The sequence below is a fragment of the Terriglobus albidus genome (assembly GCF_008000815.1).
Taxonomy (GTDB): Bacteria; Acidobacteriota; Terriglobia; order Terriglobales; family Acidobacteriaceae; genus Terriglobus; species Terriglobus albidus_A.
Genome location: NZ_CP042806.1, coordinates 3,446,798 through 3,466,556, shown reverse-complemented (window position 1 = coordinate 3,466,556; position 19,759 = coordinate 3,446,798). Strand labels below are relative to the sequence as shown.

Below are 19,759 nucleotides of genomic sequence, written 5' to 3'. Positions count from 1 at the left end.
CGTTTGGGGCCTCGCAGGATCAAGACACACTTCCGGTTACGGAGTTTCGAGATGTTCCAGAAGGCAAGCATGTTGCTTAGACCGCTCGCGCAACTCATTCGAGATATGGCGCCCGGAGGTTCGCGGACTTCTTTGCTGCTTTTTATGACGATGGTGCTCTGCCACGCGCAATCCGCTGGCGCGCAGTCCGGTTCCGGACCGCTCCCAATCGGCAGCACAGCTCCGGAGTTTCGGCTGAAGGGTACGGATGGGATCGCCCACAGCTCCGGTGACTGGAAGAAGAACCCCGTTTTTGTTGTTGCCTTCCTATGCAACCACTGTACGGAATCTCAACGGTACGAGGCTCGGCTCAATCAACTGGTGCAAGGGTATGCCAATAAGGGCGTCAGCGTCGTCGCCATCCAGTCCAGCAATCCCAATGCCTTCTCTGACAATGATCTCGCCTGGTCCGACGTGGGCGAGAGCCTTGCCGACATGAAAGAACGGGCCACGTTCCGGAAGTTTAGCTTTCCTTATCTCTACGACGGCGACACCGGTATGACCGCCAAGGCGTTCGGGGCCACGGTCGCACCTTCGGTCTATGTTTTCGATAAAGACCGCAAACTCCGCTATAGCGGGCGAATCGACAGCGATCCGGCAAATGGGCCGGAAGACAAACACGAAGCGGCGGATGCGATCGACGCCTTGCTTACAGATAAGCCGGTGCCTATTGCAACGACCACTCCTTCTGGATGCCCTCTTCGCCTTGGGGCAGACACGGCAATCAGAAAGAAGGACGATGCGGGCGCAGTTACCGTCGCGCTGGCGCCCGCCGACGTACTTTCTTCACTGCGGCACAATCCCACAGGAAAGCTCCTCCTGATTAACTTCTATGCGACGTGGTGCGGTCCGTGCATCACGGAATTCCCTGACCTGATGGCGACCAACAGAATGTACCGGGACCGTCCATTCTCGTTTACGACCGTTTCCTCCAACGTTCCAGCGGAACAACCGGAAGTCCTCAAGTTTCTGATCAAGATGCACGCCACAACAAGAAACCTGCTCTATGGCTCGGATGACATCTACGCCATGCAGGAGGCATTCGATCCCAACATCGGGTCAGCGGTTCCCATCACCGTGCTTCTCGGTCCGCAAGGGGAGTTGCTGTTCCACCAGCAAGGTGAGATCGATCTGATGGAGATCCGCCGTGCAATTCTGGCGAATCTGCCGGACGAGCCCGGGCACGAGGGATCACAACAATATTGGTCAACGAAGTAATCTTTCTCGATCGCGTTCGACAGGACCACACATTTTTACAAGGAGTCACAGACATGCGGTTCATCCAGCACCTACTTATCGGCACGACTGCCATCTGTCTTTCCAGCACCCTGCTCACGGCGCAGGATGCAACACGCCTCCGCCAGCTCACCGGCACCTCATCCACCGAACATCCCTTGATGCCCATCGGCACATCGGCGCCCGATTTTTCCCTGAAGGGCACGGACGATCAGCCCCATACTCTCGCGGAGTTCAGCAAGGGCAAGTTGCTTGTAGTGATGTTTGAATCCATCCACTGCCCGGTTTCAGAGAACTACGAAGGAAGGATGAAACAACTTTACGACACCTATCACGGCAAGGGTGTCGCATTCGTTGCGATCAATCCGAACAACCCGGCAGCCGTCCGTCTGGATGAGCTTGGATATACCGACCTGACCGACTCACCGGAAGACATGAAGATCCGCGTGCGGCAGCGGGAGATTCCCTGGCCTTATCTCTACGACGGAGCCACACAGGAAATCGCACAGAAGTTTGGCGTCGTCGCCACGCCCCACGTCTTCATCTTCGACGCGGACAGGAAGCTGCGGTATGAAGGCCGCATCGATGACAACCAGAATCAGGCGCTGGTGAAGGTCCATGATGCACACGATGCTATTGAAGCCCTGCTGGCTGGGCAGGAAGTTGCCGTTCCCCACCGCCCCGCGTTTGGATGCTCCACCAAGTGGATCTCGAAATCGACGGATGTACAACGCGAATGGGAGAGGATTGTCGCTGAGCCCGTTACCTTGAACCAGGCTTCCGCCAGCCAAGTGAAGACACTGCGCGACAACGCCGGTGACAAGGTGACTGTCGTTCATTTCTGGAGCACGAAAAACAAGAACGTCGATCGCAACTTTACGCAGTTGGAGACGACCTATCGCATGTATCGCGGGCGCTCGTTCGACTTCGTCAGCGTCAATACCGATCCTGCCGCGAACACAGAAAAGGTCACGGAGTTTCTGAAGTCGCAGCACGCCTCGAGTACCAATCTGCAGCTATCGCCCGCAGATGTAAAAGCGGCATTTACTACATTCGGAACCCAATGGGGTAAGGATGAGGAGTTCACAGCGGTGATCGCGCCCGGCGGAAAGATCGTCTATACCCATACAGGGCCTGTCAACATCCTCGATCTTCGGCATGCGGTGCTCACTAACTTCACCGACAACCCGCACTTCCCCGGGCAATCGCAATACTGGGCAGAACTTCGCTCTCACTAACCCCGGAGCACGACACCACTCTGCCGTGCGACCTTCCCCGCTCGAGGTATCGACTTATGCAATTCGCCCAGAAGTATTCCGTTGCTGTCGTGTTCGTGCTGTCCTGTCTCTGCTGGAAAGCGCAGGCACAGCGCCCGTCAGAAGTCGTCAAGTGGTCCACCGAGGTCACCAAGGCGACAACCACCGCGACGCAGCTTACCCTTTCGGCCACTGTGGCCGACGGATGGCACATCTATGCGCTGTCTCAGCCGGCCGGCGGGCCAACACCATTGAAGATCAGTGTCCCCTCCAATAGCTCCTATGTGCTCCAGGCGCCTGTTACCGACACCAGCGTAGTCCGTCACTTCGATTCGAACTTCAATATGGAGACCGTTTACTACCTCAAAGCGGCGAACTTCAATCTCACCCTCAAACCGGCGGGCGCTACGGCGGCAGAGACAACCCCAATCGACGTACGCTATCAGGCTTGCAGTGACCGCCTGTGCCTGCCACCTTATACCGCACATCTCACCGCGTCGCTCAAGAGGAGATAGCTCTATGCCAACCGGATCCATGCTGCATTACTTCTGGCTTTCGCTTGGGATGGGAGCGCTGTCATTACTTACGCCATGCGTTTTCCCCATGGTACCCATTACCGTTTCATTCTTCGCCAGTCATTCCTCGCGGACGAGATCCGGAGCGGTCCGAGTCGCCGCGCTCTATGGGCTCGGCATCATGTTTACCTTTGTCGCGCTCGGTATGTTTCTGGCTGTGGTTTTTGGTGCCTCCGGAATCAACAAGCTCGCGTCCAACCCGTGGGTGAACCTGGCTATCACCGGAGTGTTCCTGGCATTCGCCCTGAGCCTGCTGGGTGTGTTCTTCCTGCAGTTACCTCCCAGCCTCATGAACAGGTTGAACAGAGCCACGACGGAAAAGCAGGAAGGCAGCATCCTCGGCATTATGCTGATGGGGCTAACCTTCTCACTCACCTCTTTCACCTGCACTGCTCCCTTTGTAGGGACGCTACTGGTACTTGCATCTCAGGGAAACTGGCGCTGGCCCCTGGTTGGAATGGTGGGCTTCTCGTTTGTATTTGCTCTCCCCTTCTTCCTGCTCGCACTGGTTCCGCAGTTCATGTCACAGATGCCCCGTGCCGGCGGCTGGATGAACTCCGTAAAAGTCGTCATGGGGTTTCTTGAGATTGCCGCCGCGATGAAGTTCCTTTCAAATGCGGATCTCATCTGGCACTGGAATATCTTTACCAGAACGACCGTCCTTTGCATCTGGACAGGCTGCCTCCTGATGATCGTCGCGTATCTGCTTGGCTGGTTCCGTTTCGATCACGACACGGAGCTCGGCGCCGTATCGGGTCCGCGCGTGGTGTTTTCTCTGCTTGTCCTCGCCGCTGCAATCTGGCTGGCGAACGGACTGACCGGCCACTCTCTCGGCGACCTTGACGCATTTTTGCCCCCCGCAGAAGTGGACGCAGCTTCGCACGCAGAGGTAGCCGCGGCATCTACAGAGGCGCCCTGGATCCTGAACGACCTACAGACCGGACTTGCACAGGCAAAGACAGAAGGCAGACCTGTCTTTATCGACTTTACCGGCTATACGTGCACCAACTGCCGATGGATGGAACAGAATATCTTCTCCAAACCGAAGATCAAAGGCGACATGAATCGCTTCGTGAAGGTCCGTCTGTATACGGATGGCGATGGAGAGGTTTATTCCAAACAGCAGGACTACGAAGATAAGACCTTCGGTACGGTCGCGTTGCCCCTTTATGCCTTACTCGACAGCAACGGGAATACCATCGACACATCCGCAGGGGTCACCCGCGATGTGAGCGCTTTCTCCACCTTCCTGGCGAAGGCAAAGTAATCCAAACTCTTCCACCATCGGCATCGACGACAACAGTTCCGTCGACACGCAGAGGTACGTCGGTGGAAGGATGACTTGAACCGTCAACGAAACAAACGCACGAGGAACGTTCTATGCACGATGTAGTTCGAAATACAGTGATCCTGGGTTCGGGTTGTTCTGGCCTTACAGCAGCGATCTATGCGGCTCGCGCGAATCTAAAGCCCCTGGTTCTTGAAGGGCACGAGCCCGGTGGACAGCTTTCTATCACGACGCTTGTCGAGAACTTTCCCGGGTGGCCCGATGGCATTCAGGGGCCAGAGCTGATCGAGAACATGAAGAAGCAGGCGATGCGTTTCGGTGCAGAAATGCGCATGACGCACCTTACAGGCGCAGATCTGCTGAAATCTCCTTTCGAGCTACATATTGGCAAAGAAGTCATTCGAACACGGTCATTGATCATTGCATCGGGTGCATCGGCGCGTTGGCTCGGCCTTCCATCGGAACAAGCCCTCATCGGCTACGGCGTGAGCTCCTGCGCAACCTGTGACGGCTTTTTCACCGCCGGCAAAGAGATCGCTGTAATTGGCGGCGGCGACTCCGCCATGGAAGAAGCATTGTTTCTGACGCGCTTTGCTGCCAAGGTTACGCTCATCCATCGAGGCGAGAACTTCCGGGCATCCAGGATCATGTTGGAACGCGCGATGGCGCATCCTCGGATTGAGTTCCGTACCAACACCGTCGTGGAGGAGGTCCTCGGGGCGGAGGAAAAAGACGTCCGCGGCTTGCGCCTTATCCATCGCAGTACGGGCCAGCGTTCTGAGCTGTCAGTAAAGTTTATGTTCCTTGGAATCGGGCATGAACCCAACGCTTCCATCTTCAAAGGACAGATTGATCTTGATGACGAAGGCTACGTAAAGACAGAGCATAACGTCTTCACCACCCGCCAGGGGATTCAGCTTCATGGAGTGTATGCCTGCGGCGATGTACAGGACCGTCGCTACCGGCAGGCAATTACTGCCGCAGGCACTGGATGCATGGCAGCGCTAGAGGTCGAGAAGTTTCTGGAGGAGTCCGGACGATAGATCACGCTACTCCGAGCCGGGCTCGCACCATCGCATTCAATCCGTTCATGCAAACCGGAGGCAAATCATATGAAGTACACACGAAGAGAGTTCGGAAAAGCTGCGCTCACCCATCTCCCTGCCGCGGCACTTGCGAGCAGACTCCTGACGTCACATGGACTCTACGCGTTTGCGGGTAAGTCCGGGGACACCCTATCGCATCGCATCGGCACCATCTCCTACTCATTCAAGGAATTGAAAAAGACGGTCGGCGAAGCGCAATGGCCCGAGGTTCTAGAACGCTGTCATGAGTGCGGCCTCTCGTATCTGGAGATCGAGATTGGAAAGGTCGAGCCGATTTTTACGCTCATTTCCGGATACAGACCATCCGCTGTTCCACAAGAAAATGCAGCAACCGGTACTCCCTATGGAACAGCATGTGTTGCCCCGTCTCGGTCCCCAGCGACGCCGACGGCACTCAGTCCCGCCGACCGTGCCGCACAAAGCGCTGCACTGACCAAGGCACGCGAGGATGCGCGCCGGTTCCGCGAAGATCCACCGCCGCACTACTACACCGATATTCGACGCCGCGCCGCGGATCTCGGGATCAGCATCAATGCCTATACTTGCGGCTGGGGAGCCGACTATACCGATCGCGAGATCGACGCTGTCTTTACGGCTGCCAGGGAACTTGGCGCACACGCCATCAACTCGTCTTCGTCGCTTGAGATGGCCAGGAGGTTAGCGCTGTTCGCCAACAAGCATCAGTTCCCTGTCGCGTTCCACGAACATCTCTTTGGCCTCTTCAGTAATGCGGATGACTACGCAGACACACTACAGCTTTCGAAATACTTTCGCATCAACTTCGATATTGGTCACTTTACCTCGTCCTGCGGAAATGCCGTCGTCTTCATCGAGCACTTCCATGACAAGATCTCCAGCATTCACGTCAAGGACTACAAATCTTCGAACGGCGGGAGCATGCCATGGGGCGAAGGAGACTCACCGATCAAGCCAGCCATGCAGCTCCTACGCAAGATAGGGTTCCCGGGTGTGACCACCATTGAGCTTGACTACCCAATTCCGGCTGGATCGAATTCTGTCACCGAAATCAAGAGGTGTGCGCAGTATCTACGCAATACGCTCACATAGCGGGTTTCTACACATTCTTCGAGGTCTCGCCATGAATATCATCAAGCTTCTACACCACAATATTTCCAGCTACCGTAACAGAAGGAGTTCTTCGCGGGTCAAGAGCTTCCCCTACGCGACAGTGCTGTTGCTTTGCGTACCGAATGGTGTAATAGCACAGACAACATCAGCGGCGCCGTCCACGCGCTCGACTCCAACACTCAATCAACTTGTCCTTACCAGCCCTGCTTTCTCCGACAATGGAATGATTCCAGATAAATATGCTTCCGCAACCGCGACGAACACACTCTCACCGCCGCTGGAATGGAAAGGCGTTCCTGAGGGCACCGCTAGTTTCGTGCTTATGGTGATTGATGAAGAGTTCGCGTTGCAGAAGAAAACGGTTCCCTTCTATCACTGGATCATCTTCAATATCCCAGGGACCGCGACAGGTTTACCAGAGGGAGTGCCCGCCGAAAAACAGCTAGTCACGGGTGCAGTGCAACCGTTTAATTTCCGCTGGGTCGGCTATCTCGGCCCTGGTGCGCCGGCGGCAGGTCAACCTCATCATTATATTTTTCGCCTGATGGCGCTCGACGTGAAGCTGACTGTGGATTCGAATGCCAGCGCTGCCGACATCATGAAGGAGATGGATGGTCATATTCTGGATCGGGCTTTGTTGGTGGGTCGCTACAAGAAGCCGAAGTGACGACACGTCACTTCGGCTGACCGTTTTCATCGGTTGATCGGTTCTCTTGTTTCTCTCTTCCGTCGCGTGATCTCAGCACCCTTAACGATCGGATTTGCGCATGAGCTCTAGCGCCGCATCCGTGATCTTGTTCTCGCCGCAGCCGGGCTTCAACCGGGATCCGATGACCTGAAATGACAGATGGCTGTAGGCATCATCCGAATAAATGTAGCCGGAGTTTGCGCCGCCATTCGTCAGCGTCGAAATAATGAGCTTATTAGCCGCCGCAGCGCCCTTAATCTTGAGCCCAATGTTCGTATAGACCTCACCATTGATGCCGGTGAAGTAGATATCCCCAACACGCACCAGGCTGACCATCAGATTCACGTCGGCTCCATCTTTATAGGGTGGCATCGCATTCTCGCGAACTGGATGATCCGTATCGAGGCGGTCGCGTCCGGGACAGGTGAACTTCTCCTGACCACCCCAGATGCGGGCTTCCGAAACCGGCTTGATGTCGTGGCGCATGAGATAGAGCGTCTTTTCTGCGATCAGTACTCCCATCATTGCGACATCCGCGCTGGTGCGATCGATCGCTTTCCGATACGCGGCGAGGTTTTGATCGGGCACGGGCCTCAGACCGGCTGAAGCGGCGGCTGGATTGAAGTTGCTCGGCGGAGCAGGCGGCGGGGGCGGAGCGGCAATGGTCTCCGTCCCCGGAGCAGTCTCTCCGCGGAATGCTGTCAGGAAGTTCTCCCTCAGCGACGGATTCTGATCGCCGGAGGTTCCCTGGGTAAAGATCGCCACCGTCTTGTGATCGAAATGTTCCTCAATGGTGCGCGAGGCTTCGCCTGGAAAATCGGCACTGATAACGCCGGAGAGATAGAAGTTAATCGGGTGCATTGCATAGTTCATGTAAATCCCGATGGGGACATAGTCGGCGCCGATGAACTCAACGACCGATAGAGTTTTGTCCGATACACCCTGCGGATTCGGCTCCTGTCTCCACTCCAGTTTGTTATTGAAGAGATCCCGATTTACGTTCAGGTCAACGTTCGCACGTCCATAGCCGATCATCGCCGGGGCGAGCTTCGCCCTGGCATCGGTGGCGGCCTTAACGATTCCGTCCGCTATGGTGCTAGATGTGGGCGCACCGCCAAACCCATCCGTCGATCCGCTGTGTGTATGGGTGGCTGCAATCAGGATATTCTCCTTCGCACACCCGGTTGCGGAAGCCACACGCGGAAGGGCTGCGTCATACATGTCCTTACGGATCGCCCCCTGATCCACACCAATCAGCACAGCACAGCTATCGCCTGAATCCACAACAATGGCGCGTGCAAAGAGATGATCGCGAATCGTGTCTGTTTTGAGCTTCAGTTCACCCGGCTTCGGGGTAATATCCGTCATGGCCGCGCCCGCACGCAACGGATGGTTTCCTTGTGCGCTAGCTTTTCCGGTTGCGGTTAGCACCAGAGCAGCGGCTACGATCATCGATCCTGTAACGACATTAGCGATTTGCACGGACTTCTCCTGAATCTGCGGTATGGAACTGCAGCGTGTAGGTTGTATTGGATTTGCCATTCGGCGAGGTGACGACAATCTTTGACTCTCCCGTGGCTGGAATATCGAAACTCTTTGCCTTCAGAATGTCGAACCCATCGGCGGTAAGCGCGGATGTGCGCAGTGAGGTGGGAATAACTACCAAATGAACTGTCTTACGGCCCTGGTCGAGGACCACCTGATAGGTCTTGACCTGGGGGTCGAACGCGGGAGAGAGCTTGGCTCCGTTCAGTCGCAGGCTGACCAGGCCAGCGATCTCGTCTACAGGCGCCGGCAGATAATGCTCTTTGTTCACGTTGATCGCGGCCCAATCGGGATCGCCGAAACGGTCGCCGATCACAACCTGCTGCAATCCAGCGGGCCGATACGATGGCACAAGAGCCGCATCTCCCTTATCCATCAAGGTCTGCACTGCCGCCTGCAGATTATCGAGATAGGTCTCGCCCTTAAGAGGATGATCGTTATGACCAGTCATGACATAGTTCACGCGACCTGAAAACCTGGCGCGCGAACCAACAATCATTGCCAGATAACTATCCAAGGAAGCCTGAGAACCCTGCATCCATAGAGCGTCAGGAATCGTTGGGGAGTTGCTCCCGTAAGAATCACCGGTGAAGAGATAGCCGTTCTTCTCATCGAAGATGACAAGCGAACCCCTGGTGTGTCCTGGGGTCTCATAGACGATCAGCGATCGATCGCCAAGATCGATGCGCTCACCATCATGAATCGCTAACAGGTTGCGAGCAATGATGTCATCGGGAATCCCCCTGGCTTTCAAGAGCCGCTCCATGGCCGGCCTGTCTGCCTCACCGACGTGCTCGACGCTCTCGCGGATGAACTGATCTGCCTGCCCGATATGATCCCCGTGGTTATGTGTGAAGATCGGCTCAACAGGCAAACCACCTGTGTACTGCGCGATATACTCACGTAACGCTCCCCGCCCCATTCCACTGTCAATCAGGGCATACCTGGTGCTTCCCTTCACGAGAAACATCTTGTCGTTGTCCGAATCGCGGACCATGCGCACGCCGGAAAGAATTTCTTCCGAGACATAGGAGGTTCGGTCACGGCGGTCGATGGTGTATTGAAAGTCGGCGACATCGCTATTGGTGTTGCCTTCCTTCATGGCGACGGCGCGCAGCGTATATCCGGCCTTCAAGCCGTGGTCTCCCTCATAGACCCCACCGATGAACAGTACCTGCAGCGGGTTATAGATGGGACTCTTCGACGTGGGCAGGCTACCATCCCAGGTGTAATGAATGGTCACGCCGGGTTCGGCATTAAGTAGCGTGACCGACTCGGTTGTTGGATATGTCCCAGGCGCAGGGAAAGCCGTCGGCGCCGGCAGCTTTGGACCATGTCCCTGTGGCTCCGGTGGCCCAAACTGTGCACACAAAGAGACGGATGAACAAGCCCAGGCGACCGCAAGCAACGACAAACGAAGGTGTCGTTGAAATCCCTCTCCCTTACCTTGAATGGTCTCGACGATCGCACTATTAACAATTCCATGCAGAACGGGATGCCTGCTCAAGCCTTCCTGTTTCATCTTTGTTCCTCATTCCGCATGGTGCTGCCGATGAGTTTCAGGCCAACATCATTTTGATTTGTGCGGATTCTTGAGCAGCCTAGAGAACAAAGAACTCGATGCGAAAGGTCTTTTACCTGCTACTTACAGGAGTAGAAGCAGTATTTTCAGGGGCTTAGCGAGCGTGCCACGGATTACTTACCAAAAGGCTGTTTTCAGGATGCGAGTATGTCCGGGAATGCCGTTAACAACATCGGTGGCCAACACCGCCTCGACGTTACCGCCCTTCCATCCCTTTGGTGCGTGGCTGAACAATTCAGCGGAACGCTCGGTCAAGGTGGTGAACTCCGCAGCAGCTTCGGTGCTCATGGGGCCAATGCCTGCGATCACCACTACCGGCCCGTCCGTGACATCGGAGTGGAAGCTTGCCACGATGCTGTAGTCTGTCGTGATCTGGTCGCGCGGGATAGAAAAGTCGACGCCCCCAATGCGTTCCCCTGTCCTGGTATCGAGAATGCATTTACAAGCCAGCTCGCCGAACCGGTAAGGAATGGCCTGAGTGATGCGCAGCACCCAGGGATTGTTATAGGCACCCACAAAAATGGCGGGATGGGAATGGACGTTCGAAAGGTCGGTGGTGGAAACCGCCTTCATCTGACAGTCCATTCCGAGACGGGCCAGGACCAGGCAGGCCCGCATTGCCGACGATGCATCTCCGACCGAAACATAGTGGCTGGTTCGATAGATGTCAGAAGATAGAGGCGGCTCGGGATCAGTCTTGCCGTCTACATGAGGAACGAGTTGGCCAACGACTGTAAGCACCGGCCCACCATTGCCGTCGATAAATGTCCGCCAAAATTCTGGGATACGACGATTAGCCCTTGCTCTCTGAATACCCCAGACGCCGGCCACGGCGACCGCCACGAGAAGGAGGAACAATATAAGACGAGAAAAACGGCGCCCTTCGTGGATCTCCTTTGTCAAAACTCCTTCAGAAAGTATGGGTATTCCCGGCTGCATAACAGGCTCAAGATGTGTTTGGCCGAGGCTTCCCACCAGTAGATCTGGAGCCGAAGGAACAGAAGCAGTCGTGAGATGAAAGAGGAATCGAAACTCCGCAACGTAGGTTCCGGGCGGAAGTGAAATTCGGACCTGTGCTCGATCGCCGACCAAATCGTAATACTGGGCCAGACGCTTGCGAATCTCGCTGGCAGCCATGCGGACAATCGGATCGGAGCTCGTCTCGTAGCCGGGAGAGCGAGAGAAGAGAACAATGCCGAGCTGTCGTTCCCGCAACTTATCTGTTTCCCCATCCAGCGTGTGGCGAACACAGTACTCCAGCATCGCTGGATAGCGCTTGCTGCTACGAAATGGGCCGCTTTCAAGGATCGCCGTCAGCTCCGAGAGGATGAGCGATCTTTCTTGGTCCGTAAGCGGAATGGTCGCGGGAGTTGCCATTGCAGTGAGACGACGAAGCACATTCTATGTGACGACGTAACGAACTCTCAACAGCAATTCCTCTATGTGAGATCGCTATGCACCCAAAGGTAAAACTATGAAAGAGAGGTCAGACCATACACCTTGTGTCCGTTGCTCCAGACGAGATCGTGGAAGAGATCAGGTGAAGCATTCGCTTTCAGCACGGCGAGGGTCTCCCGGGCAACGCATTTTCCCGCCAGCCGCGCGGCTCCCGGATTTCCCTGCTGCGAGACACCGCCGCCATGTCCATCAGTACACGCGCAGTCGCTCCCGAAGAACAGTTTGTGTTGATGCCGGCTGAGAAAGTAGGCCGTGAAGGATGGATCGCGTGTAAGCGCATTGTTGCCGGAGTTCGCCGACAGGTCTCCGAAGAGATTCGGATAATCGCCCAGCCACTTGTCCGTGATGCCGCCGCGGATGATTGGGGTTCGCGGGTAATCTTTATCGTTTGCGTAGTCCGCGCTGACATTGGCCCAGAAGGCATCACAATGCCCCACAAAAGTGGTCTTCGGAAACTCTTTCAGAATCTTGTCGAACCGCTTGAATCCGGTGTTGAAGACACCTTCGGTGGGAGTGTGTGGAACCTCCTGGAAGTGAATTGTCACCGGCACGTTCAGCTCCGCCGCAGCTGCATAGAGACGCCGCATCTCCGGTCCATCCGCATCAACATGAAACTTCACCTCGCCGAACCCATGCGCTCCCGCCTTTACCGCTTCGGTAAGAAGCTTGACAGCATCTGCCGCCGTAACGTCCGTGCTTACTGAATATCCTGCAAAACGCGTGGGCTCTCCAGCAAGGAAACGCTTGGCATCGTCTGCCGACTGCAGCCGCGATAGCAAATACGCGGCCTGGCATCCAGAGCCGTTCAAGTGCGCGAGATTCGCTTCAAGCGTAGGCCGCTGGTGAAAGTGGCAATCGATCACCGGCGAGCCCCATTCGACGCTACGAGTCGATGGCGACTGGCTCTGCAGGACGCGTGCCGCTGCCACCGTCACCGCGGAACCAACAAATCTTCTTCGGCTTATCCATGCCATGCTCTGTACTCCAGATCAAACGATTTGAGATCAGATTTCAAGACTTCTCTATCCGTTCCCATACCTGTCTTTCCAGGCTGAACGGATCATCGACAACTTTGCATTCTGTATCGATCAACATGGTCGCTCTTCTTGTGGTGGAATACGCGGGCCACTCGGGTCGTCCCTTCGCCGCAGGGCGGCCGGTACGCGCAAACGTGCTCCAAAATTCACTCATATTGCGCGCAGCCTGAATGCTGGCGGGGCGAGAGTCCGCCATCGTACCGGTAGCCCGCATCTGTTCGGAAGGAGCCTCACTCGCCGGCTGCACGTTATTGAACTTGTACACAATCTCAGCGGCATGGGCGGCTCCCATCTTGTGCTGCGTTCCCGGAATCAGTCGATCCGACTCGTGCGTGAAGATATACACGTAGACCGGAGCGCCGTGCTGTGCGAACTTGCGTTCGGCCATCGTCGTCTCGCCGATGCCGGCAAACCTGGCGGTCGCAATCGCGACATAAAGATCTGTCGGCGACGCCTCGGGTCTGCTCTTCCGATACGCCTCCAGTACCGCCGCGGCATCCGCACCTAGTTCCTTCTCAAGCCGTTCCTTCAGGGTGTCATCCGTCAGAGAATAGATATCAGTCGCGTGATTCTGCGCGAAAAAGAAATTCATCTCATCGCGGTTGTAACCCACAATCAGGGGCTTCTGTCTCGATATCGCCGGAGCTCCAGGATCGAAGGGATGGTTCGGCAGAATTTTGCCGTCCAGAACGGGGCCGAATCCGCCAGGAGCGGGATTGCCGGTCATGCCCTTGCGGCCGCCGATCTGTGTGAGCGGACCGGACCGGCTCTTGCCAAGTTCCACCTGCACATTCAAAAGCTTGTCAGCGGGCACCTCCAGGAGCTGGCGCCACTGCGATCTCTCAAGGCCGAGCTGCTTCAAAACCATCGAGGTCGTCTCGATTGCTGACTCCTTGGGATAGATACGAATCCCAGGACCGCTTTCGATGGATGCTTTGTTGAAGTACGGAGCCGCCGAGGGCATGGCATAGAGGCAGGAGGTTTTGCCACCACCGCCGCTCTCTCCAAAGATCATGACGTTATTCGGGTCCCCCCCGAAGCGGGAGATGTTGTTATGCACCCATTTCAGGCCATCCCTGATATCCAGGATTCCCTGATTGCCAGAAGTGTCATATTCCTCGCCGCCGAGGTCCCCGAGGTAGAGAAATCCCATGAGACCGAGCCGATGGTTGGTTTCGACCACCACAACATCCCACGTACGAGCGAGATTGCCTCCATCCTGATATCTTGCTCCGCCGGAGCCTACCGTAAATCCTCCGCCGTGGCTGTAGAACATGACTGGCCGCTTCTTTCCGTCGACCGCCGGCGTCCACACATTCAGGAAGAGACAATCCTCAGCGGAAGGAGGCTCGCCCGGCCTGCCATTTCCAGGCTGCAGTGATGGAGCACCGAATTCCAAGGCATCCCGAACGCCTTGCCAGGGCGCCAGGGGCGGCGCAGCTTTGAACCGGTTCTTCCCCGCAACAGAGCCTGCATAGGGAATTCCCTTGAAGGTCGCCAGACCATTCCCTTGAACACCACGGAGCTTTCCATAACTGGTCTCGACCTCTATAAAAGAGGTTGATGAGCCCTGCCCCATGCTCAACGGCTCGAAGACTCCGAGCGTGAATGCCGAGCTACCGATAAGGAAGTTGCGACGGGTAACGTTCCCGGAGTTAAAGACGTGGTGGTCTGACACGATTAGCCTTTCTAAAGATGCAGGTCTGCCGAGACTATCCATTGCTGCATCGCCGTCAAAGGTCTTTTGCCGTCAATTACCTGTAAAGAGTTTTTCGTTGCAACGACTTACGGCAAGAAAAGAGTGCCCCAGCGACGGTCGAGGCATCGCTGGGGCTCGCGCAGGTAAGGTTTACCAGAGAACCTTGACTGCGAGTTGGATACTCCGGTTGTCCATCGATGTTCCTGTGATCTTCCCAACCGAAGTGGGTGTCCCAATGGCTCCTGACGGATTGGAGAAGATGCCGTGGTTGAGGATGTTGTACGCTTCGGCACGGAATTGCGTAGTGAGCCGCTCACGGATCTTGAAGTTCTTGATTGCCGAGAGGTCGAACGACGTTGTTCCCGGACCACGGCCCGCATTACGCGTCACCCAGCCTTGTAGGTTTGGTCTTGGACGAGGTTGAGAGACGTACGCACCAGGAGTGCCGCTGAAGGTTGCAACAGCGGGATCCTGCGAGAAGGCAGTAGGGTCAAACCAGTTGCTGATACTCCGATCGCTCTTATAGGAGCTCGCGACAGTCCGCCCGGGGGCGAGGAAGACACGGCAGCCGTTGTACGACGCAAACGTGCATCCCGAACCGGCGATGTTGAACGGATATCCCGAGCGTAGCTGGACGGCGGGTTGCAGACTCCATCCACCGAGAAGCACTGTTCCGATCGGTCCCTGCAACAACGATTTTCCTTTACCGAACGGAAGCTCATAGCCACCTGAGATCACCGCCCGGCTACGAGTGTCGAAGTTTGAATACGACCGATCAAAAGCCATAGTGGTGGCATAAGAGGAGTCGTTCGCACCCGCCTCCCCCGAGAAGTTGTCGAGATTTTTCGACCATTGATAACTACCCAGGTAATAGAAACCGTTTCTTGCCCGCTTCTCGATTTTGATGGAGCCGCCGTTGAAGCTTGCGGACCCAAAGGTGCTGCTCGTCAGTACGCCATTTCCAAACTGCGGATATGGCCGTACAAACGTTGTTGGAATCTGGAACGGGTACTGGATGTACATGTTCTGGTCATACCGCTTCCATGAGTGGTGGGTATTGCTCCCCGTGTAAGCCATTTCCAGTACAAGACCCTGTCCGAGATCTTGCTGCAGGCTCAGATTCCACTCCTGCGTTAGAGGACGGCTGTTTTCCGGACGGATGGAAAACGGCGACGGAATCTGGGTGTTTGTTGTGGGGTCGGGGTAGAGCCCGTTCGTGAATACGTTGGTGAATGATTGCTGGAAATAGAGTGGAGCTGCATAGCGAGTGAACTGCAGTTCGTTTGTGTTCAGGTTCTCGAAGTAGATACCGAAGCCTGCTCGAATCACCGTGCCAGACCGCGCTTCCCAGGCGACGCCCATACGCGGCATGAAACCAAGGCGCTTAGGCTGCACGATGCCAGGCGAGTAGGTGCGGCTGAAATCGATATATTTCGTGTAGGCAGCAGGAATGACAGTAGGAATCTTGACGAAGGTGATCAGACCGCTTCCCGGATCAAGTGTTCCCTCCAGCCCGTTTTGTTCCACCCACGGAGAGTTGTACTCCCAGCGCATCCCAGCATTCAGGGTTAGACCGTGACCGATTTGCCAGATATCGTTGAAAAACGCACCGTAGGTGTTGTCGCGATAGTGACCCAGCGAATTCCCTGCATTGCCGTTGCAGCCTGAGGTGCACATCCCTCGGGCATAGTTCTGGAACTTGTTGTAGAAGTAATAGGTTCCATTGAGCTGGTACCCTTTCTGGCCTATGGGGCAGTTACCGGTGGCGGTCACATTGTTGGGATCATCCGGACTGGTGGGGATGTAGCCGGCCGCGTAGGTCGCCGAGGTACAGTTGTCAAAGGTTGCGGCACCCCGGGAGCCGTTGTCTGCAATCTGCCACAAGCGCCGGTTTTGGTATTGGAAACCTGCCTTCAAGGTATGTTTGCCAATCACATCTGAGACCGAGTCTCCAATGCTGATGACGTTCTCGTGACCACCTTGATCGCCGGCGGCATTCGGACCGAAATCGGCGGCACTGGTGAAGTTCTGGATGGTGAACGCGGCACGGCCGTTCTGCCGCGCGCTGGTAAGAGCAGTGATATTGTTGAGCCCTTCCGCGGCCGCCCAGTTCGTTCCTGGAATGGCGAGGACCCCCAGCCCAATGTTGTAGAACTCGTTCCAACCGATACGAGCCTCATTCACGATATTGGAATTGATGAGGTAGGTATTACCCAACACCGCGTTGCGGCCGATGAGCGGGTTTGTCTGCGTTGATCCGATCACCTGAGGATTTGCCTGAAACGAATCGAAGTTCACATAGCGCCCAAAAAGGGAGCTATTGTGGCTCATTGTCCAGTCACCACGAATGGTGTACTGATCGTAGTTATCCTGAAAAGGCGCCGTCCTCTGATAGTTGGCCGTTCCCAAAATCGATACTGCATCCGAAGTGACCACAGGATAGGTGGGATTCAGGACCTGAGCCACTTTGTTCGTTACCGTCAATCCAGCAGGATTAGTCTTGCTGTAGCCGAACCCACCGGGGCCGCTCGGTCCTGGCAAAGCCTGGCTGCTGGTCGCATCCCATGTACCGTTCAGTTCGTTCTGCGTGGGAAATAAGGCTGTCAGCAAGGTTCCCCGTTGTGACCGCTGCCCTTCGTATCCCCCAAACATGAAGACGTGGTCCTTAATGACTGGGAAGCCAACTGTTCCTCCGAACTGGTGACGATAGAAGTCCGGCTTCGGGTTGAAGACCTGCGCGCCGCCGATCGTGCTGTAGGCGGGAGCAAAATAGTTTCGCGCATCGAAGACTGCATTGCGCGCGAACTCATAGCCCGAGCCGTGAATCCGGTTTGTTCCGGATTTCGTCACCATCGATACCACGGCCTGTCCCTGACCGTACTCTGTCGAGAAGGTCGAACGCAGGAGATTGAACTCCTGCAATGTATCGGTGTTTGGCTGAAGGGACATATTGTTGAAGCGGACCGAGCGCACGTATGTACCATCCAGCACGTAGTTCGTAGACGATCCCCGGCCTCCGTCGACGGTGATGTAGAGCTGACGCGTTCCGAACTGTCCGGGGCTACCGGTCTGACCAGCCTGCGGCGGAGAGACACCGGGAGCGAGCGTAGCCAGCTGAAGGACGTTACGGCCATTCAGCGGCAGGTCATTGATCTGCTTGGTGTCGATGACCTGACCGACCGTGGCCTCCTGCGTTTGAAGCTGGGGAGGTAAGGTGTTGACCTCAACCGTCTCTGTAACTTCACCAACGTTGAGAACGACGGAACCATTCGCTGTTTTGCCGATCTCAACGTCAATCGACGGAACCTGCGCAGCCTTGAAGCCTTGTTTTTCGACCCGCAGTTTGTAGTTTGTGGGTGGAACGTTCGGAATGGACCAGTCTCCTTGATCGTTGGAGGTGGCCGTACGCTCTGCGCCGGTGCCGTTGTTGATGAGGTGAATGGTCGCGCCGGCGATCGCGGCGCCGGTGGGATCGGTGACTTTGCCGGAGATGTCAGAACTGGAGCTTGCCTGGCCGAAGCAAGCGGGCGAGAGCAGGCTCAGAAAGACCAGAAAAAATGTAGTGACGAGAAACGAAGCACGATCAGCGGTGGGCCGCCAGTTTTTTTGCCATGTACGGTTTTGCATTGTTGGGCCTCCAAGTTTCCGCACCTCTACCCCGCAGGCTTTGCGATTGCATACACAAAGCCTTCACCGCAGCGAAGAGAGCGGTTTGTAAAGCCGGACGAGAGTAAGCACCACAATCTGGCGCTGTTTAGGTGTTTTTCCGGTCTTTTACCTGTAAGGCCTTTTTGTTTCAGTAGGTTGATCGACGATAGGGAGTAGCGCATCGACACAGACGGCAAGGAGTGAGTGATGCTACTTGAGGATTGGCGGCACTGCATTTTTGATATCCGGCGCACCTCTACTCCGAATATTTTTGTGGCCGTTATTCTTTATCCGCCAATGACAACTTCAAACATCTCGATTCAGAGATAAGCTAGGCAGGATCGCAAAACCACTGATACGCATGTGTGGAGGCTGCCATTCCTCGCTATTACCGGATTTCTCGATCTCTTATCGTAGTCATCTTGTCACTCCTCTTCTGTACCGCTCGTTTGACCGGAGAAGTTGTCGTATCGAGCGAGAACTGGGGGCATCTGCCAGACGGGCAACCCGTCGAACTCTTTACGTTGCGCGATGGATCGCTAACCGTTCAGACTTCCAATTATGGTGCGCGCATTGTGGCGATACGCGCACCCGATCGCAGTGGTCGGACCGGAAACATCGTTCTTGGCTTTCCGAACCTCGAACCCTATCTTGAGCCGCGTAACTCGGTCATGGGGGCGACTGTCGGAAGATTTGCGAATCGAATCGCACATGGCCGCTTCTCCCTCGATGGAATGGAGTACACCATCCCCATCAATAACAATGGCAACGCACTCCACGGCGGGACTGTCGGATTCAATAAGAAGGTCTGGAGTCCCCGCATTGTCAAAGACGGTGTGGAGATGTCTCTGGTGTCACCCGATGGCGATATGGGGTTCCCCGGCAGTCTCTCTGTTCAAGTGACCTTCACGTTGGTCAGGTATCGCCATAACCCGGCACTCGTGATACAGTACCGCGCAACCACAGACCGCACCACTGTGGTCAACCTGACCAACCACGCGTATTTCAACCTGTCGATGTCGGGCCAGGAGCCCGTCTTCGAAGACATTGCATGGATCGATGCGGCCCACTACACGCCGACAGACGCAACCAGCATTCCGACGGGCCAAATCGAGAGCGTGCACGATACGGCCTTCGACTTTACGACCCCTCATCCAATCGCGGACAAAATTCCTGAGCTTGGCTACGACCAGAACTTCGCTCTAAACAGCCATCGTCGCAGCTCGCCGAATGCTGAAGTCAGAGATCAGAAAAGCGGGCGAACATTACAGGTGATTACGGACCAGCCCGGCTTGCAGTTTTACGTCCCGCGCTTCCCTACTCCGCCAGCAGGAGCCCAACGAGCTGGCATAGCGGCGTTCTGCCTGGAGACACAACATTTTCCCGATTCTCCAAACCGGACGAACTTCCCAACGACTACGCTGCGACCAGGGCAGATATTCCGCTCTCAGACCGTTTATATCCCGACAGTTGATACGAAGCATTGATTGGGAGGTAACAACCTGCAACTAGG

General features: G+C 55.8%; 14 protein-coding genes. 8 read left to right on the top strand and 6 right to left on the bottom strand.

Features of this window, described 5'->3' with window-relative positions; translation table 11 throughout:
- Positions 1-69 precede the first annotated feature (69 nt).
- The 7 genes from FTW19_RS13640 to FTW19_RS13610 all read left to right on the top strand — a co-directional run bounded on the left by FTW19_RS13640 (position 70) and on the right by FTW19_RS13610 (position 7,256).
- The gene (locus FTW19_RS13640) at positions 70-1,257 is read left to right on the top strand and encodes a redoxin family protein (RefSeq protein ID WP_187142976.1); all 1,188 of its coding nucleotides are present in this window, start codon (positions 70-72) and stop codon (positions 1,255-1,257) included.
- Between the two features lie 53 nt (positions 1,258-1,310).
- Entirely contained in the window at positions 1,311-2,513 is a 1,203-nt protein-coding gene (locus FTW19_RS13635) for a redoxin family protein (RefSeq protein WP_147648146.1), read from the top strand.
- A 56-nt stretch (positions 2,514-2,569) separates the two neighbouring features.
- On the top strand, positions 2,570-3,046 hold the full coding sequence (locus tag FTW19_RS13630; RefSeq protein ID WP_147648145.1) for a protein-disulfide reductase DsbD domain-containing protein: 477 nt from the start codon (positions 2,570-2,572) through the stop codon (positions 3,044-3,046).
- A gap of 4 nt (positions 3,047-3,050) precedes the next feature.
- Complete coding sequence (locus tag FTW19_RS13625; protein WP_147648144.1) at positions 3,051-4,373, top strand: protein-disulfide reductase DsbD family protein; 1,323 nt, start codon at positions 3,051-3,053, stop codon at positions 4,371-4,373.
- Positions 4,374-4,486: 113 nt separating this feature from the next.
- Positions 4,487-5,437 (top strand): thioredoxin-disulfide reductase, encoded by a 951-nt coding sequence (gene trxB / locus FTW19_RS13620; RefSeq protein WP_147648143.1) that lies wholly within the window; start codon positions 4,487-4,489, stop codon positions 5,435-5,437.
- Between the two features lie 69 nt (positions 5,438-5,506).
- Entirely contained in the window at positions 5,507-6,568 is a 1,062-nt protein-coding gene (locus FTW19_RS13615; protein ID WP_147648142.1) for a sugar phosphate isomerase/epimerase family protein, read from the top strand.
- A gap of 31 nt (positions 6,569-6,599) precedes the next feature.
- Complete coding sequence (locus FTW19_RS13610) at positions 6,600-7,256, top strand: YbhB/YbcL family Raf kinase inhibitor-like protein (protein ID WP_147648141.1); 657 nt, start codon at positions 6,600-6,602, stop codon at positions 7,254-7,256.
- A gap of 81 nt (positions 7,257-7,337) precedes the next feature.
- Here the strand turns inward: FTW19_RS13610 and FTW19_RS13605 are convergent, their stop codons facing one another.
- From FTW19_RS13605 to FTW19_RS13580, 6 genes are all read right to left on the bottom strand, one after another.
- Entirely contained in the window at positions 7,338-8,759 is a 1,422-nt protein-coding gene (locus tag FTW19_RS13605; RefSeq protein ID WP_187142975.1) for a neutral/alkaline non-lysosomal ceramidase N-terminal domain-containing protein, read from the bottom strand.
- On the bottom strand, positions 8,746-10,344 hold the full coding sequence (locus tag FTW19_RS13600) for an MBL fold metallo-hydrolase (protein WP_147648139.1): 1,599 nt from the start codon (positions 10,342-10,344) through the stop codon (positions 8,746-8,748). The genes FTW19_RS13605 and FTW19_RS13600 overlap by 14 nt, the downstream gene beginning before the upstream one ends.
- Before the next feature lie 177 nt (positions 10,345-10,521).
- Complete coding sequence (locus tag FTW19_RS13595) at positions 10,522-11,802, bottom strand: hypothetical protein (protein ID WP_147648138.1); 1,281 nt, start codon at positions 11,800-11,802, stop codon at positions 10,522-10,524.
- A 74-nt stretch (positions 11,803-11,876) separates the two neighbouring features.
- Positions 11,877-12,836 (bottom strand): amidohydrolase family protein, encoded by a 960-nt coding sequence (locus tag FTW19_RS13590; protein WP_222705459.1) that lies wholly within the window; start codon positions 12,834-12,836, stop codon positions 11,877-11,879.
- A gap of 37 nt (positions 12,837-12,873) precedes the next feature.
- Positions 12,874-14,577: a carboxylesterase/lipase family protein gene (locus FTW19_RS13585; protein WP_222705458.1), complete on the bottom strand. Its 1,704-nt coding sequence runs from the start codon at positions 14,575-14,577 to the stop codon at positions 12,874-12,876.
- A 171-nt stretch (positions 14,578-14,748) separates the two neighbouring features.
- A complete protein-coding gene (locus tag FTW19_RS13580; protein ID WP_147648136.1) occupies positions 14,749-18,225 on the bottom strand; it encodes a TonB-dependent receptor in 3,477 nt (1,158 codons plus the stop codon).
- 443 nt (positions 18,226-18,668) lie between these two features.
- On the opposite strand from FTW19_RS13580, the gene FTW19_RS13575 reads away from it, so the two are divergent.
- Entirely contained in the window at positions 18,669-19,733 is a 1,065-nt protein-coding gene (locus FTW19_RS13575; RefSeq protein ID WP_246153290.1) for an aldose epimerase family protein, read from the top strand.
- Positions 19,734-19,759 lie beyond the last annotated feature (26 nt).